Origin of the sequence: Methylobacterium sp. WL119 (genome assembly GCF_008039875.1) — a bacterium.
In the GTDB taxonomy this organism is placed as follows: Bacteria; Pseudomonadota; Alphaproteobacteria; order Rhizobiales; family Beijerinckiaceae; genus Methylobacterium.
Genome location: NZ_VRUU01000047.1, coordinates 26,101 through 41,303, shown reverse-complemented (window position 1 = coordinate 41,303; position 15,203 = coordinate 26,101). Strand labels below are relative to the sequence as shown.

15 protein-coding genes and 2 pseudogenes are annotated in these 15,203 nt (G+C 64.5%); 3 read left to right on the top strand and 14 right to left on the bottom strand.

What is annotated here, in order from left to right:
- The 3 genes and pseudogenes from FV227_RS16975 to FV227_RS16965 form a co-directional block, all read left to right on the top strand.
- Nucleotides 1-548: pseudogene (locus tag FV227_RS16975) on the top strand (IS5 family transposase); the annotation flags it as partial.
- A gap of 40 nt (nucleotides 549-588) precedes the next feature.
- The gene (locus tag FV227_RS16970; RefSeq protein ID WP_147859520.1) at nucleotides 589-2,562 is read left to right on the top strand and encodes a M48 family metallopeptidase; all 1,974 of its coding nucleotides are present in this window, start codon (nucleotides 589-591) and stop codon (nucleotides 2,560-2,562) included.
- A gap of 421 nt (nucleotides 2,563-2,983) precedes the next feature.
- Nucleotides 2,984-5,890 (top strand): PAS domain-containing protein, encoded by a 2,907-nt coding sequence (locus FV227_RS16965; protein ID WP_147859519.1) that lies wholly within the window; start codon nucleotides 2,984-2,986, stop codon nucleotides 5,888-5,890.
- 314 nt (nucleotides 5,891-6,204) lie between these two features.
- Here the strand turns inward: FV227_RS16965 and FV227_RS16960 are convergent.
- The 14 genes and pseudogenes from FV227_RS16960 to FV227_RS16895 all read right to left on the bottom strand — a co-directional run.
- Nucleotides 6,205-7,350 (bottom strand): annotated as a pseudogene (locus FV227_RS16960) (GMC family oxidoreductase); the annotation flags it as partial.
- A gap of 633 nt (nucleotides 7,351-7,983) precedes the next feature.
- Entirely contained in the window at nucleotides 7,984-9,138 is a 1,155-nt protein-coding gene (locus FV227_RS16950) for a YihY/virulence factor BrkB family protein (protein WP_147859518.1), read from the bottom strand.
- A gap of 145 nt (nucleotides 9,139-9,283) precedes the next feature.
- Nucleotides 9,284-9,445, bottom strand: a complete 162-nt coding sequence (locus FV227_RS29120) for a hypothetical protein (protein WP_187274856.1) — start codon at nucleotides 9,443-9,445, stop codon at nucleotides 9,284-9,286.
- A 321-nt stretch (nucleotides 9,446-9,766) separates the two neighbouring features.
- Complete coding sequence (locus FV227_RS16940) at nucleotides 9,767-10,123, bottom strand: DUF3618 domain-containing protein (protein WP_147859517.1); 357 nt, start codon at nucleotides 10,121-10,123, stop codon at nucleotides 9,767-9,769.
- Nucleotides 10,120-10,482 (bottom strand): phage holin family protein, encoded by a 363-nt coding sequence (locus tag FV227_RS16935; protein ID WP_246687859.1) that lies wholly within the window; start codon nucleotides 10,480-10,482, stop codon nucleotides 10,120-10,122. The genes FV227_RS16940 and FV227_RS16935 overlap by 4 nt, the downstream gene beginning before the upstream one ends.
- 41 nt (nucleotides 10,483-10,523) lie before the next feature.
- On the bottom strand, nucleotides 10,524-10,967 hold the full coding sequence (locus FV227_RS16930; protein WP_147726152.1) for a hypothetical protein: 444 nt from the start codon (nucleotides 10,965-10,967) through the stop codon (nucleotides 10,524-10,526).
- A 39-nt stretch (nucleotides 10,968-11,006) separates the two neighbouring features.
- Nucleotides 11,007-11,369 carry a CsbD family protein gene (locus FV227_RS16925; protein WP_147859516.1) on the bottom strand — a complete coding sequence of 121 codons (363 nt, stop codon included), beginning with the start codon at nucleotides 11,367-11,369 and terminating at the stop codon, nucleotides 11,007-11,009.
- Nucleotides 11,370-11,432: 63 nt separating this feature from the next.
- Entirely contained in the window at nucleotides 11,433-11,624 is a 192-nt protein-coding gene (locus tag FV227_RS16920; RefSeq protein ID WP_147726154.1) for a hypothetical protein, read from the bottom strand.
- Nucleotides 11,625-11,735: 111 nt separating this feature from the next.
- The gene (locus FV227_RS29905) at nucleotides 11,736-11,864 is read right to left on the bottom strand and encodes a YidB family protein (protein WP_348642518.1); all 129 of its coding nucleotides are present in this window, start codon (nucleotides 11,862-11,864) and stop codon (nucleotides 11,736-11,738) included.
- Between the two features lie 144 nt (nucleotides 11,865-12,008).
- Nucleotides 12,009-12,479 (bottom strand): YidB family protein, encoded by a 471-nt coding sequence (locus FV227_RS16915; RefSeq protein WP_147859515.1) that lies wholly within the window; start codon nucleotides 12,477-12,479, stop codon nucleotides 12,009-12,011.
- 84 nt (nucleotides 12,480-12,563) lie between these two features.
- The gene (locus FV227_RS16910) at nucleotides 12,564-13,259 is read right to left on the bottom strand and encodes a hypothetical protein (protein ID WP_246686664.1); all 696 of its coding nucleotides are present in this window, start codon (nucleotides 13,257-13,259) and stop codon (nucleotides 12,564-12,566) included.
- Nucleotides 13,260-13,308: 49 nt separating this feature from the next.
- Nucleotides 13,309-13,770, bottom strand: coding sequence for a hypothetical protein (locus FV227_RS16905; RefSeq protein ID WP_246686665.1), 462 nt, complete (start codon nucleotides 13,768-13,770; stop codon nucleotides 13,309-13,311).
- A 30-nt stretch (nucleotides 13,771-13,800) separates the two neighbouring features.
- The gene (locus FV227_RS16900; RefSeq protein ID WP_147726156.1) at nucleotides 13,801-14,706 is read right to left on the bottom strand and encodes a YsnF/AvaK domain-containing protein; all 906 of its coding nucleotides are present in this window, start codon (nucleotides 14,704-14,706) and stop codon (nucleotides 13,801-13,803) included.
- Nucleotides 14,703-15,203: a YsnF/AvaK domain-containing protein gene (locus tag FV227_RS16895; RefSeq protein ID WP_147859514.1), complete on the bottom strand. Its 501-nt coding sequence runs from the start codon at nucleotides 15,201-15,203 to the stop codon at nucleotides 14,703-14,705. The genes FV227_RS16900 and FV227_RS16895 overlap by 4 nt, the downstream gene beginning before the upstream one ends.

The window sequence follows — 15,203 nt, the reverse complement described above, 5'->3', positions numbered from 1 at the left end:
CTGGGGCGACTTTACGAAGTCGGCCAGCTCGACTGGAGCCGGGCCAGCCTGGACAGCGCGTCTGTCCCGGCGAAAAAAGGGGCTCTGCCACAGGCCCGAACCCGACGGATCGCGGCAAACCGGGCACCAAGCGCCACCTCGTCGTCGATGCCCGCGGCACGCCCCTCGGCCTGACCTTCACGGGGGCCAACCGCCACGACAGCGTGATGATGGCCCCGACCCTCGATGCGATCCCGCCCGTGGGCAGCGGCCGGCGCGGTCGCCCACGCCGCCGTCCCCACAAGCTTCATGCCGACAAGGCCTACGACGCCCGTGCCCGTCGCCAGGAGTGCCGCGCCCGTGGGATCGTCCCTCGCATCGCTCGGCGCGGGATCGACAGCAGCGAGAAGCTTGGGCGTCACCGTTGGGTAGTCGAGCGCACCCATGCCTGGTTCAACCGTTTCCGACGCCTGCCCGTACGCTACGAGCGTCGCGCCGACATCTACAAGGCCTTCACCAACCTCGCCGCCAGTCTCATCACCCTCAACCAAATCAGGCGGTTCTGTTAGGCGCTCTTACACCCGCCGGCTTGTTGAGTTGCCGGTCTCTTTGGTCCAGCTGCGCCTTCTGGCAGCAACAGACCCCTACGCTTCAGTCCGGTTCGAGGGCGCACGCACCGCCTACGGCGCAGCGCTGGCCGCCGACAAGACACAGGAAGCCCTAGCTGGCGCGGAACGCGACCGACCGCTCGCCAGCGCCCGGGCGTGGATCCCGTATGCGACCCTCGTTGGAACGATGCTGGCGATGCTGGCTGGTTTGGTCGCGCTGGTGGGCGCGGCGGCAGCAGGTCAGTGGGCACGGCGCTCGCGCGACGCCTTGCTCGCCAGCTTTGGCCTCGTGCATCGCGTGTTGCCGGTGCTACTCGGTCTGCAGATCATCGGCCTCAGTCTCGCTGTGCTGAGCACGACCCTGTTCGAGGCTGGGGGCCTGTGGTTCGTTGGGCGATTTTCGGCCGGCGAGGCGAAGTTGCTGTTTGGCGCGCTTATCATCGCCGTCCTGGCGGTTTGGGCCGCGATCGGTGCCGTACGCGGTCTGCGCGGCGTGTTCGCTCTGTTCACCCCCGAGCCCATCGATGTGAACGGTCAGGCTTTAGATGAGCGGGAGGCCCCTGGCCTATGGCGCCTCGTGCGCGAGCTCGCCGGGCGCCAGCACGCTCTCCCGCCGGACGCGGTGATCGTCGGCCTGACCGGCGGCTTCTTCGTCACAGAGGGCGCCGTACGCTTGGCCATGGACGGGACGATCCTGACTGGTCGCACCCTCTACCTGCCTGCCCCTTACCTTGGTGTGCTCGACGGGCGCGAGCTTTCCGCGGTGATCGGACATGAACTCGCGCACTTCGCGGGTGAGGACACCGCCTACAGTCGTCGGTTCACCCCGATCTACGCCGGTCTGCAACGAGCGCTGGCTGCGCTCGGCGGTTCCGGGGTCGGCGACATCCTCACGCGACCTGCAGCGTATGTCAGCCACCGCAGCCTCGGCACGTTCGATGCGGCGGTGGCCCGCTGGAGCCGGGTGCGCGAGTTCGAAGCCGACCGGCGCGGTGCCCTCGTCTCAGGCACGTCACCCGCCGCCTCTGCCCTGCTGCGCGTCGGCGCTCTCGGACCGGTGATGGGCGCGACCCTTGAAGCTGCTTTCAACGCACCGGACGCAGTGGGCAATGACTTGGTCGCAAACGTGCTCGACGCGATCCCCGCCGCCGGCTTCCTGGACCCGACGAGCCATCTCGACGAAAGGCAGGAACATCCAACCGATACACACCCGCCGGACCGGCAGCGCATCGCGGCGCTCGGCGTCGCCCTTGATGCCGACCTTATGCGCCGTGCCGCCCGGCCGCTTGGAGCGGAGGATCGCGCTTGGCCGGACGTTCTGGTGGCAAACTGGCCCAGCTTGTGCCGCACGATCAGCGCGGACTTCCTCGCCCGGGCGCGAGAGCATCAGGGTGCCGAACGAGCCTACCTGGAGGAGGCCGTAGCGGCCGTGCCAGCCGAAGAGACGCTGGTGCACGAGAACGGTGCGCCGATAGTCTGGACGATGGGCGTACTCGCTCTACTGTTTGCCGGGACCGGTGCCATCCTGCTCCTGTACCCTCGCGCGCTTGGCATTGTGCACGATACCCTAGCCCAGCAGATCCTGGCCGCTGTGGTCACCTCTGGCGTCATCGGGGCGGGGATTTACGCAGCTCTCGTCCATCGACGTAGCCGCTCGCCTCTCCTTGTGCTGACGCCCGAGGCGCTGCGCTCACCTCTGCTCGACGGCGCAATCGCCTGGCAGGACATCGCAGACTTCCAGGTTACCTACGGTAAGCGCCTCATCCTGACGCTGGCGCTTGCACCGAACGTCCTCCTGCCACGGCCGAACGGGGTGCTCTCGCGGGCCAAGGTGAGCCGACGCCGACGTCAGGTGGTGGTGCAATCCTTTGGTGCGCGCGGCTTGAAGCCTGATGTCTACGCGGCACTCATTGGGCGCTACCTCGCTGCCGCACACGCTCGTGCCCGCCTATCAGCAGCGAACACGAGGATCTAATCGCTTGCCGGCCGGGTGCACCGTGGAGGAGCGGCCGGAAGGATTGAACCGGACGGCCCTCGAACTGAACAAACGATAGATCACGGTGTCGACGGTGAGCGCCGAACTGCGGGTCGCTGTAACGCAGTGAGAAAACGACCGTTTTCTCGACGCATATCGCTTCATACGGCGGCGTCCGAGAAGGGTGGTTTTGAGATTGTTCGGTATCGTGGACGAGGCTGGAATAGCAGACGTTCCTAGGTGGCAGGATCAGTCCAGCAAATGACCGGCTGCGGTGTCGTATCTAGAGCATGGTGCCTACGTTGCCGGCCACCCGTCCCGGCCCGATCTGGACCTGAAAGGCGACAGGCTTCACAAACCAGCATCGGTGTGAGGTAGGCCTTCCTCCGTTGGGAAGAGGCCTTCGAAGGGAAACGCTGGCTTGTCTGGACGTGATTTAGCAGTCCTCTCGCGGGAGGAGCTGGAAGCCGAGGTGCGGCGACTGCGTGAGAGGGTCCGCAGCGGCAGCATGGATGCCGCCCGCCAGAACGCGGTGTTCGAAAGCGCTCTCGATTTCGCGATCGTCGTGACGGATCGCGACGGTACCATCACCGGCTGGAACAGCGGCTCCGAGCACGTGATGGGCTGGACCGCCGACGAGATGCGCAGCCAGGATGCCGGACGTTTCTTCACGCCTGAGGACCGAGCCAACGGTCGGGTCGCCTATGAGATGGCCACGTCTCTCAAAGAAGGCCGCGCCCAGGACGAACGCTGGCACCTAAAGAAGGGTGAGGAACGGTTCTGGGCCTCGGGCGAGATGATGCCACTGCGCGACGAGAACGAGACGCACATTGGCTTCGTCAAGATCATTCGGGACCGCACAGCCGAGCACCTGACCGGGGTGGCGTTGCGGGACGGCGAGGTGCGGCGCAAGGCGCTGCTGGACCTCAGTGACCAACTCGTCGAGCACGATGACGACACCGCCAGCTTGAGCGACGTGGCCAGCCGCATCCTCGGGCAGGTCCTTGGCGTGCAACTCGTCGGCTACGGGCTAGTAGACCCGGACGCCGAAACCATCACCGTCGAACGGGACTGGACCAGCGGTGGGGCCGTCTCCATCGCTGGGACGCTCCAGTTCCGGTCCTTCGGCAGCTACATCGACGACCTGAAGCGCGGGGAAATGGTCGTCATCGACGACGCCCGCAACGACCCGCGCACGGCAGGCCAGGCCGCGGCGCTGGAAGCCGTCAACGCGCGGGCGCTGGTCAACACCCCGGTGTTCGAACACGGACGCTTCGTGGCTTTGCTGTTCGTTTGCAGCGCCACCCCACGAACGTGGACCGAGGACGAACTTGGGTTCATCCGCGAGGTCGCCGCCCGGACCCGTACCGCCACCGCACGGCGGATGGCGGAGAGCGATCTGCGCACCAGCGAAACCCAGCTCCGGCTGGTCACCGACGCATTGCCGTTTCTAGTCTCGTTCGTGGACCGCACGCTGACCTACCAGTTCGCCAACGCGGCTTACCGGGACTGGTTTGGCCGGACGCCGGAGGAGGTCGTGGGGCGAACCATCCCCGAGATCGCCGGGGCGGATGGCTATGCAGTGCGTCGCGCGCAGATCGAGCGAGCCCTGGCGGGCGAGTCCGTACAGATGGACCTGGATTGGCCCCGACAGAACGGGGGGCGGCGGATCGCTGATATTCGCTATCTGCCCCGGTATGACGCCAGTGGTGCCGTCGATGGGTTCTACATGTTCGTCCAGGACGTGACCGCTCTACGCGACGCCTCGACCGTTCTGGCTCAGCGCGCTGACACACTCACGCAAGAGGTCGCCAAGCGGACCGCGGAGCGGGACGAAGTCTGGCGCCTCGCCACAGACCTGTTGTCCGTACTGCACATCGACGGTCGCATGGTCGCCTGCAACCCAGCCTGGACGACGGCGCTGGGATGGTCCGAGGCCGAACTAGTTGGTCGCTCGGTTTTCGACCTGATCCACCCCGACGACCAGGAACACTCCACCGTCGGACTAGCTGGGCTGGCGCGGGGAGAGACGGTCACCGGGTTCGAGAACCGCTACCAGCACAAGGATGGCAGCTATCGCTGGCTCTCCTGGAACGCCGTGCCAACCGGTGATCGGATCTTCTCCACGACGCGTGATGTGACGGCGGCCAAGGAGCAAGCGCTTGCCTTGGAAGCTACCGCTGAGGCCCTGCGCCAGTCGCAAAAGATGGAGGCGGTGGGCCAGCTCACCGGTGGTGTGGCGCACGACTTCAACAACCTGCTCACCATCATCCGCTCGTCCGTGGACTTCCTACGCCGTCCGAACCTGCCGGAAGAACGTCGCAAGCGGTACATGGATGCCGTGTCGGACACGGTGGAACGCGCCGCCAAGCTGACCGGCCAGCTCCTGGCCTTCGCACGACGCCAGGCGCTGACGCCGGAGGTACTCAACGTCGGCGATCGGCTGCGGGCCGTCGCCGACATGCTCGACACGGTGACCGGTGCCCGGGTCAGAGTTGTCACCCAGCTGCCGGATCACGCCTGTTTCATCAAGGCCGACCTGAGCCAGTTCGAGACCGCATTGGTCAACATGGCGGTCAACGCCCGCGACGCAATGGATGGGGAAGGGACACTGACCCTACGGCTGGGTTGTGGCGCAGCCATGCCAGTGATCCGAAACCACGCTGGCGCTGATGGCCCCTTCGCCAAGATCGAACTCAGCGATACGGGCAGCGGCATCGCCGAGGCGGACATGGGACGGATCTTCGAGCCGTTCTTCACGACCAAGGAGGTCGGCAAGGGCACAGGCCTAGGCCTGTCCCAGGTGTTCGGCTTCGCCAAGCAGTCGGGCGGCGATGTCGAGGTGCAGAGCGTGGTCGGCGCGGGTACCACGTTCACGCTGTACCTGCCGGAGGTCGCGGAGGAGGCCGAGCACGAAACTCCTGACGAGGCGAGCGGCCCAGCCCCCGGGGGTAATGGCCAGAAGGTACTTGTGGTCGAGGACAACATCGAGGTCGGCACGTTCGCGACCCAAATCCTCGAAGACCTGGGCTATCGGACGGAGTGGGCGGCCAACGCTGAGAGCGCGCTGATCCGCCTTGGTACCGACGGCGACGGGTTCGAGGTAGTGTTCTCGGACGTCGTGATGCCTGGCATGGGCGGGATCGCCCTGGCCGAGGAGTTGCGCCGCCGCCTACCTCGACTGCCGGTGGTGCTAGCCTCCGGCTACAGCCATGTGCTGGCCGAGAACGGCGAACACGGGTTCGAGCTGCTGCACAAACCCTACTCGGCAGATCAGCTTTCCCGTGTTCTACGACGCATTACGACTGGTAAACGCCGCCATCGCTAGCACTCATCACGTAGGTTGTGACGCAGAGGTGCCGAATGGTCATCGAATGACCGCTTTCGGAATGCGCCGACGACGGTCTGAACGGTTGCCATGGGTCGGAGACGGAACATTCGCTTCAAGGTAAAGGGTCAGGGTCCGATCCCCACCGTGAGCCGAATTCGCTACATATAGTCATATGCGTCGGAAAACGATCATTTTGTTGGCAGTCAGGCTGGCAGCTTCTGCCTCAACTTAGCCGAGTGCCCGGTAGTACGATGACACGACGCGGTTGTTCACTCGGCGGCGCGAGCGACACCTTCAGCCTCTAAAATCGATTATCGCCTTTCTGCAAAGATGCGATCCGCGGTGCGCAGCGCGACTGCCTGAATGGTGAGGGACGGATTCACTCCGCCCACCGTCGGGAAGACCGAACCATCGCAGACGTACAGGTTCGGGATGTCCCAGGACCGGCAATCGGCATCGACCACGGAGGTGCGAGGGTTGGCACCCATGCGAGCCGTGCCGTTGAGGTGGCAGGTGTCATCGCCCTGGTCCCAGACCTCGCGGCCGCCTGCGGCCGACAGGGCCTCCCGCATGAACTTGAGGGCGTGCCGGTTGAGCGCCTTGTCGTTCTCACACCAGGAATAGGTGATGCGGGCCACCGGCAGCCCGTACTGATCCTTCACGTCGGCGAGCGTCACCCGGTTACGCTCCTGCGGCATGTACTCGGAGACGACCTTCAGACCGGCGACGTGGTTGTAGCGCTGCATCTCGGAGACGAGTGCCTCGCCCCACAAGCCGTGCGCGGAGGCCTGAGTGTTGGCCCAGAGCTGCGGCAGCGGACCCTGGCTCATGTAGGAGTAGCCGCCGAAGAAGTCCTTCGCGAAGGGACCATAGCCCTTGTCGTCGTAGTTCCAGTGCTCGCTGATCGCCAGTGAGGGCGGCCCCTTGTAGCTGCGGATCTCCTCGTCGAGGACGCCCCAGACCGCTTGGTTACCCTGAACCATCAGGTTCTTCCCGACGAGGCCCGAGGAGTTGGCAAGGCCGTCCGGGAACTCCTGGTTCGCCGAGTTCAGGAGCAGGCGTGGAGTCTCGATGGCGTAGCCCGCCACCACGACGTTCTTCGCGCGCTGGAACCGCCACTTCCCTTCACGGAAGTAGTGGACGCCGGTGGCGCGCCCGTTTTTCGTCTCGATCCGCCCCACCATCGCGAGGTCGCGGATCTCGGCACCGGCTTTCAGGGCGCGGGGAAGGTAGCTCACGAGCACGCTCTGCTTGGCGTTGGTCGAGCAGCCGAGCGTACAGAAGCCGCGGTAGACACACGGGGGTGCATCTCCGTGCGGGGCCGACACGGTGGCGAGCGGCGTCGGCGTCCAGTCGATGCCCATCGCTTCCGCCCCCCGCGCCAACACCTTGCCGGCCGCGTTCACCTCGTGAGCGCGGCGGTGGTAGCGGCGTCGGTGTGGCCCCCAGGGATAGCTGCCTTGTCGGATTTCAACAAGTTACCGGCCTTTTCCGATTGCGCGGCGCGGGCTTTGGCATTCCGGGCATGCGCCTTGTCCTCGACCGGGAAACGCTGCTCGTCGGGTAGGGCAAAATCCTTCTTCGGAAGGGCTGTGCGGTCTTTGGTGGTCAGCTTCGACGTCGCTTGCTCCTATGGCCGCACAACTCCCTTCTACCGAGTCAGTTCTATGGAGACCGCAGGCTTCAGATGGCGATCACAGGCATGCCCTCGGATCCTCCTAGACGGTCGCATCTCGCCTGTTGGGAGGGCGGTCATGGAAATGCGCTACCGCTTCTGCAGTTCGGAAACACGTCGTCCATGCACCCTCCCCGGACTTGCGCGCTGAGTTGCTGGAGCGTCCGCTTCGGAGAAGGCGCCAAAGTGGGCTGAATGGCCAGGTTGGGTCGTATCCGGGACGGCTGCTTAGGGAGGAAATTTGCCGCCTACCTATATCCTAAAAAATCGTAGGATACCCGACATACGAATCAATGGGATTAATATCTTTTATATGCGAGTGATCGTTAAATTTAGTACTAATAGGCAAATACAGAGTCTGTCACGATGCAGACGAGACGTGCGACCGCAATGGGTCGCACGTCTCGTCTGCTTTTCATGCGGAAGCGGCGACCGTGTCAGCCACCTTCGCTTTGCGTGCACCAAGCTCCTCCGGCCGACCGGTGGTCGTATCGGTGACTGTCTGATGTTCCATCTCGGCGTTCAACTCCGCTCCGAGCAGGACGATGGTCGTAGAAATCCAGATCCAGGTCATGAAGCCGATGATGGCTCCGAGGGACCCGTAGGTTTCATTGTAGTTGCCGAAGCTTGACACATACCATGAGAACAGCGCTGACACGACAATCCAGAGAACACCAGCAACGCCACTTCCCCACGTGACCCAACGCCACTTAGCAGCTTCCCGACTCGGACCGTATCGGTACAAAAGCGCCAGGCTGCCTAGGACAACGAGGAGTAGGATCGGCCATCGTGCCAAGGCGATGACCCACTCCATCGAACCCAAATTCAACAAGGCTAGCGCAGCCGGTATCACAACGATACCAACAAGAGCTAGAACCACAAATAAAAGTGCCCCGGCTGTGAAAGTCAAAGATCTCAGGTTTAACCAGAAGAAGTTGCGCTTCTCTTTCTCGTCGTAGACAATGTTTAGTGCATCGAAGATTGCCTTCATGCCGCCGTTGGCGCTCCAGATCGACACGACGATGCCGAAGGCCGCGGTGAAACCGAGGGTGCCGCCTCCTTTTGCTGCGATGCGCTTGACCTGCTCGCCGATGATATCGAGGGCACCGCCCGGCATGACGCTTTGAAGAGAGGCCAACTGTTCATTGATGGTCGTAGGGTCGGCCACAAGGCCGTAGATCGAGACAAAGGCGCCAATGGCCGGGAACAACGCCAGGATGGCGTAGAATGTAACTCCTGCCGCAACCAGCAGCACACGGTCGTTTCCGAACTCTTGGAACAGGCGCTTGCCAATATCGAGCCAACCTTTGGCCGGGATCTCGGATGGGGTGGACGCCTTACGGCCTCGGTCAACCTCTGTATCTGCGACCTGGGAAGCGGCCGCTCCTTCGTGGGTTCTTGAGCCTTCCTCGGCGCCTAGCTGACTCGATGCGCCTTCTGGGCGCGAACTGAGTCGGCGATGTGGTAGAGCCACCAATCCAAGAAGCGCGGTTCCAAGAAAGAGGGTCCAGACTATTGGGGAGGTCTCAGTCCGTGGCTGCGGGGTCAGCTGTTGGATAGGGTCAGTCATGGGGCATCTCGGGAAGTAGGCTCAAAAAGGGGGGCCTCGGGTCGAGGCAGCGTACGCACATCTGCGTCAGTCTTGCGACCCATTCCATGCGCTCAGACAATTTTTCCAGCCGCTGTGATCAGAAGCAGGTCGATTGTGGACGATATTAGGTCATGAGGGAGCGCCAGATCATCGCAAAGCCAGTGAGGATCATCGCGACCAAGATCAGGCTTGCGGATGGGGGCGTACGCAGGTGCCTTAGCCGTGCGATGAAGATGCCAATGAGAAGGTTTAGAACGACCACCAGGCAGACTTGCTCGATGGTCATGCGAGAATCCTTCCAATACTTTTAACTCGACGCAATGGGTATATGATTGAGAGAAAGAAGTGCTTTAGCCGCAGTGTTTTCGCTATTTCATCGAATTAGCGAGCTGCAATTAAATGCGTTTCTCTGGGTGGGGAGTCAGCGCATTGCCATTATTTGGGCTTAGGCGCCGTACTTGGTCCAGCTAGAACAGGTGCTGACTGGACGGAAAGCTGCTGCCGAATATCCCAAGCTTGACCAGTGTCGCGGCGAGCTCATATCGCCTCGTCCCAGGGCTGTTTTCGACGCTGGCCATTTCTGCGTCGTGGACTGTCATTGTCTCGGTCACGGGGAATTTTTCGATGTCGTAGCTGGAGGCTTCGAGGCAATGGCAGTGCTCGGTACGGCGAACCGATCCGGATCGCGTATGGCTCGGTAGGCAGCGCCTCCAATGGGACCCTTGCCCTTGAGGAGCATCACGGTGCCGAGGCACATCATGAGGACTGGCACCGGGTTGCGGCGGACAGCCTCCAGCGCGCCGTCGTAGAGGACGGCCCCGGTCGCGTCGTGGCGGATGCTGCCGAGCATGTCCTCGACGATGCCGGTGGGGGTGAGGCGCTGCGTAAGACTGTCCAGCGTCCGGCCCAGGCGGCCGCGGCTTGCCTCGATCTCGTGCTCCAGTGCGTCGGCATCACTCATCATGCGTCTGCGTGCTCCTTGATAACGTTGGCGTCCTGCCGAAGCTGGCGGCCTGTCCGAGTCGGCATGAGCCCCTTGAGCGAGAACCGGCTCCTGGCGGTCAGCGCCAGGACGACGCCGAGAACGAGGAAGACGACACCGACGATCAGGGCGGAGAGCGCCTCCGAGCCGACGACAGCGGCGAGCCACTTCATCAAAGCGTCGACCAGGACCAGGAAGCCGACGATTGCGAACACCGCTGCGCCAGCCATCGCCGCGAGGCCGATGACCACGCTTCGCAGGCTGTCGATTATTTCCTGGCGGAACAGGGCGATCTCGCCCCGGACGACGTCGCCTGCACCCCGGAGCGCTTCGGCGAGCAAACTGGGAATGCCATGAGGAGACGTGGGTGGCGGGACGGCGCTCAAGGGTACCCGCCCCACGCCTGCCTGGGTTCACCGGGGGATTTGCCAGCACCTCCTTCGCCGGACCGGATGACGTGGAAAGCGCCGTACCCGAGCGCCCCAACCACCAGGGCCGTCGCCAACGGGTGGCCTAGTGCGCCCCCCTCGGCGTCGCGGTAAAGCTCACGCCAGCCTCGGCGTATGATACGGTCCGAGAACGCGTCGAGGTTGTCGGCGACGGCGTGGACGAACGGCTTTACCTGTGTTTGTCCATTGAGTTGGCTACCGCCCGAACGCAGCGCGCCGGCGAGCTCGGAGAGGAAGCCTGCAGCCTCGATCTTGTGCCGGTCGGCATAGCCGCTGGCTTGGTCGCGCACGGCATCGGCCAAGCCAGCCGGTGAGCGTGGCGCCTGCATCGGGCCATCGGCGAGGGGCGGACCCGCAAGTCGGGTGGGATCGCTCATGGTGCTGCTCCTGACCTGCGGGACGATGTGGGGACGGGCCTAGCGGCGGCCGTGAACGACCATGGCGAGGAGGTAGCCGAGCGCGCCCGCCATCGCGGCCATCATCAGCGGGGACTCCTTGGCGTAGGTCGTCACCGTATCGGCGCCCTGGCGGTAGGCGCGCTCGGCGTCGGGGAAGGCGTCGCGACCCTGCTTCATGGCACCCTGCGCAAGGTCGGAGGCCTGGTCAGCCACGTCGCGCACCGCGTCCTTGGCCTGCCCGTACAGGTTCTCGACGTTGCCCTTGGCCTCGTTGGCCGCACCCTTGGCCTGGGTCTCGCGGTCTCTGGTCACGTCGCCGACAGCGCCCTGGACCTTGCCGCCGAGTTCCCTAGCGGCGCAGGTGATGCGGTTCTCGTCCATGTTCGTTCTCCTCGGTCGGGGCCGGACGCGCGAGATGCGCGTCCGGGGATTGGGTCGGATCGGTTACTTTTTGGCGCTCTTGCCGTGGGCCTTGGTCGAGCTCTCGTGCGCCTTCTCGGAGTGGCCATGGGCCTCCTTCGAGTGCTTGGCGGCGGCGGTCTCGTCGCCCTTCTCGTGGTGCTCGGCGGCGGTCTTGTGCGACTTGGCAGCGGCCTCGTGGTGCTTGGCAGCCTCAGCGTGCGCGGTCTTGGCCATGGTGGGTTCCTCGGGTGGCACCGTCACGGTGCTCGTTGCGGTCATCTCGACCGGCGCGTCCGGACGGGAGGGATCCCGACCGGCATGCGGGATGTCCTCAGGTGCAACGCCTCAATGGGCGGGCAGCCTGCCGTCGGGGGTGTAGCGGTCCACCGCCGAAGGAAGCTCTGATGAGAGCCAGGAAAGAAGCTCGTTGCGGGAGAAGCCGGCCTGTCTCGAATGAGTATCGAGCTTGTCCAAACTAATCGATAGTTAGTGGTTGGCTTCGGTGCTGCCGACCATCAGAAAGGCAAGCGTTGTCGTCAGGAGCCAAGGACGAACACCTCTGTGCTGATCCAATTGGAACGGCAAAGCTCGTTTTGTCCTGGGTAGGCGCAATAAGAGCTACCAGTGTGCGTGCTCCTGCTCGGTCGGCATCCGGCCTTGCGGGGTGAGCTGGTCGATCACACCTGGCAACAGGTGGGAGAGCTGCGACAGCAGGTCGGAGCTTCCCATGCCCGTCTGCTGTGAGAGCTGCCCCACCGTTTCCGGACCGAGCGCCGCTCCGAGATCGTGCGGAGCGATTGGCTGGTTCTGTCCTTGGCCGATCCACGAGTTGATTGCCCCACCATGGCCGGCCTGGGTAAACTGCTCGACCAGGGCACCGAGACCTCCGGCTCCGCCACCGAGCAGACCCCCGAGGCCACTCCCGAGACCGCCGCCTGCGTTGCCCAGCATGCCGCCGAGGCCGCCGCCTCCAGCCCGTGCGGCCAGAAGGCTCATCAGGACGCCTACAAGGGGACTGGCGCCGGCGCCCTGCTGCTGACTGGCGTTGCCACCGACCACACTGCCGATGATACTGTCGAGTAGGCCCATGATCTGGACTCCTGAAGCGGCCTTTCGACCAGGTTGATCGGATTAGTCGATGCCGAGGCTGCGCTGGCGCGCGGATCCCGATGATCAGACCGGGTGATTGTAGACACGCACCCGGCGAGCACCGGACGTCCGTGTATCCGGGCTAGCCACGGGAGCGCCGACCGCATCGTTCTCGCGCACGATCGAGCCTGCGGCTGCGTCCGAACCGATCAAGGTCGAAGTATCGCTTTGCGACGCGCCAGCCGTCTTGCTGCTCCAGCCCTCGCTTTCCCAACCCTGCGTACGCGCGTCGAGATCGACAGCGCCATGCTCCTCCAGGATGCGCATGGTTACAGCGGCGTGGGCCTCATCCACCTTCGCGGTCAGTAGCGAACCACCCCGGCGCACGCCTTCAGCGTAGGCATGCGCATCGGTCTCGCTCACGCCGGCGCTGGTCAACGAACCGGTCAAACCACCTGCCGCGGCACCGAGGCCGGCACCGGTCAACGTTGCAACGAGCCAGCCCGCAGCCACGACCGGACCGACGCCCGGGATGGCCATCAGCCCGAGGCCAGCGAGGAGACCGGCACCGCCACCCAGGATCGTTCCAAGCGTTGCACCGGTCCCTGCACCGTTGGCGGCATGGTCCACCGGATCGCTGGTTCCAGTGGTGGTCGTCTCCGTCTTGTTGCCGACGAGACTGATGTCGGAGTGCGGCACACCGGCCGCCTCCAGCTTCGTCACGGCCGCGGCAGCGTCGTCGTAGCGATCGTACAGGGCCGAGAGGGTCTGTGTGGGCATGGAAGCACTCCGAAGGGTTTGAACCGGATGAATCGAACGCGGAAACCGGCTAGCGCACCGCGACGTTGCCTTTGAAGTCGAGGCCGACGCTGGCCGGCTTGCTGCCCATCAGCGCATCGCCGCGCCAGATGCCGTCGCCGTCCATCTTGAGGTTCTTGACCTCGTGGTAGCCGGCCTGATCGAGACGCCGGCGGGCCTCACCCTCGGTGAAGCTGTTGGCGCCCCGCTCCAGTTTGACGTTCGCTCCCGTCCCACTGGCCCTTGTCGTGTTGGCGTGATCCGTGTTCGGCCGTGTCACGGCGTTCTGACCACCGGAGGTCGCACTAGAGACCCCACCTGCTGCCGGCTGCCCGGTGACGGTTGTCTGTGCCGATGCGGGTGCTGCCGCGAGCAGCGGCAAGAGGAGAAGAAGCGAGCGGTTCAGGAACATGGCGGCGCCTGTTTGACGGGTTGCAGTCGAGAACGGGCCGACCCGAACTCGGATCTCGGCATCATGCGCTGCCTGGTGCATCAAAGCTCCAGGCAGCGCTTTTCGGATGGATCAGACCGGCTTGCGAGTGCCGGGCGCGGCGTCCGTCGTGGTGGTGCCGGTCGTGCCAGTGCGACTGACGTTGCCGCGCTCGTCCTCGACCTCGACCTCGGTATGGCGCACCTTATCGGTCACGGTCTCGACGCGCTGAGCCGCATCCTTGCGGATGCCGACCTCGCCAACGACCCGGGCTTCCTTAGACACCACTGCCTCTTCGCGCATCTCGGTGGCCTCGATGACCTTGTCCTCGAACAGGGCCATGTCGCCAGGCGTCACCGCTCGGTCGACCACACGTCGATCGACGTGCACGGTCTCGTCATGCAAGGTGACGTTCTCGCTTACCGCCTTCTCAACGGCGTAGGAGCGCACCCGCACCCGGCCGCTGTCGACCATGCGCTTGCCGACGTTGAGCCGCTCCTCAACAACCGGGATGTAGTCCGACTCGCCCGTGGTCGTGCCGGCGGCCTTCAGCGCCGCGGCGCCCGTAGCCGTCGTTCCGGTCGCCGTCGTACCCGAGGTCGAGCTAGCTGCCGTTGCTCCACTGGCCGAGTAGCCGCTCCAGCCTTCCTGGCGCCAAGCGCTTTCACGCTGGTCGAGATCAATCGAACCGTTCTGCTCCAGGATGTCGTAGGCTGTGTCGGACTGCGTCGGCTCGACACTCACGGTCAGCAGCGTGCCGCCTCGGCTCAGACCCTCGCTGTAGGCGTAGCGATCCTCCTCGGGCATGAAGAAGTCTTTGAGCGAGCCCCAGAACCCGCCCTCGTCCTTGCGGTAGTCGTAAGAGCCGCTGGTGCGCGCCGTCTGCGCTCCCTGCACCAGCTTAATCGCCGATTGCGGGATGCCGGCGGCGACGAGCTTGGCTTGAGCGGCCTGTGCCTCGGTGGGGCGATCAAAGAGTGCGGTGATCGTCTGCGTCATAATGTTTGCTCCTGAGCTGATAGGGGATTGATCTGCTCGCTGGCGTGGCCTTCCGGATCCACGCGTTCGACCACGGCGTGCTGCTTGCGCAGTGTCACCGGGACCTCGACGTCTTCGTCCGCTGTGGTCTGGCGAACATGCACCTCCTCCCGTAGGACGAGGCGCTTCTCGACGACGAGGATCTCTTCCAGGACCGGGATGATGGTCACCCCGTTCTCCTCCCGGACCAACGGGGGCGTCTCGCCCTCGGCCAGGGTCCGGTTGATCGGCACCCGAGTAACCCCAACCATGTCGCTGCGCAGGGTCTCGCGCAGGACCTGATCGACCGCCTCGGTTCGGGTCGAGACCCGCACCCGCCCGGTCTCCACCGCCCGCTTGTCGATGCGGGCGGTCTCGGCGATCAGCGGAAGCGTCACGCTCTCGCCGACGGCGACCTCCGCCGCCTGCTTGTCCTGCGTCCCGGGGAGACGCGGCTCGGTGGCGGCGGGGTCGCTCAC

Coding starts and splice junctions, on each gene's coding strand:
- FV227_RS16950 (WP_147859518.1), bottom strand. CDS start 9,138: ATGACTGACCCTATCCAACAGCTGACCCCGCAGCCACGGACTGAGACC.
- FV227_RS29120 (WP_187274856.1), bottom strand. CDS start 9,445: ATGACCATCGAGCAAGTCTGCCTGGTGGTCGTTCTAAACCTTCTCATT.
- FV227_RS16940 (WP_147859517.1), bottom strand. CDS start 10,123: ATGATGAGTGATGCCGACGCACTGGAGCACGAGATCGAGGCAAGCCGC.
- FV227_RS16930 (WP_147726152.1), bottom strand. CDS start 10,967: ATGAGCGATCCCACCCGACTTGCGGGTCCGCCCCTCGCCGATGGCCCG.
- FV227_RS16925 (WP_147859516.1), bottom strand. CDS start 11,369: ATGGACGAGAACCGCATCACCTGCGCCGCTAGGGAACTCGGCGGCAAG.
- FV227_RS16920 (WP_147726154.1), bottom strand. CDS start 11,624: ATGGCCAAGACCGCGCACGCTGAGGCTGCCAAGCACCACGAGGCCGCT.
- FV227_RS16915 (WP_147859515.1), bottom strand. CDS start 12,479: ATGGGCCTACTCGACAGTATCATCGGCAGTGTGGTCGGTGGCAACGCC.
- FV227_RS16910 (WP_246686664.1), bottom strand. CDS start 13,259: ATGCCCACACAGACCCTCTCGGCCCTGTACGATCGCTACGACGACGCT.
- FV227_RS16905 (WP_246686665.1), bottom strand. CDS start 13,770: ATGCACCAGGCAGCGCATGATGCCGAGATCCGAGTTCGGGTCGGCCCG.
- FV227_RS16900 (WP_147726156.1), bottom strand. CDS start 14,706: ATGACGCAGACGATCACCGCACTCTTTGATCGCCCCACCGAGGCACAG.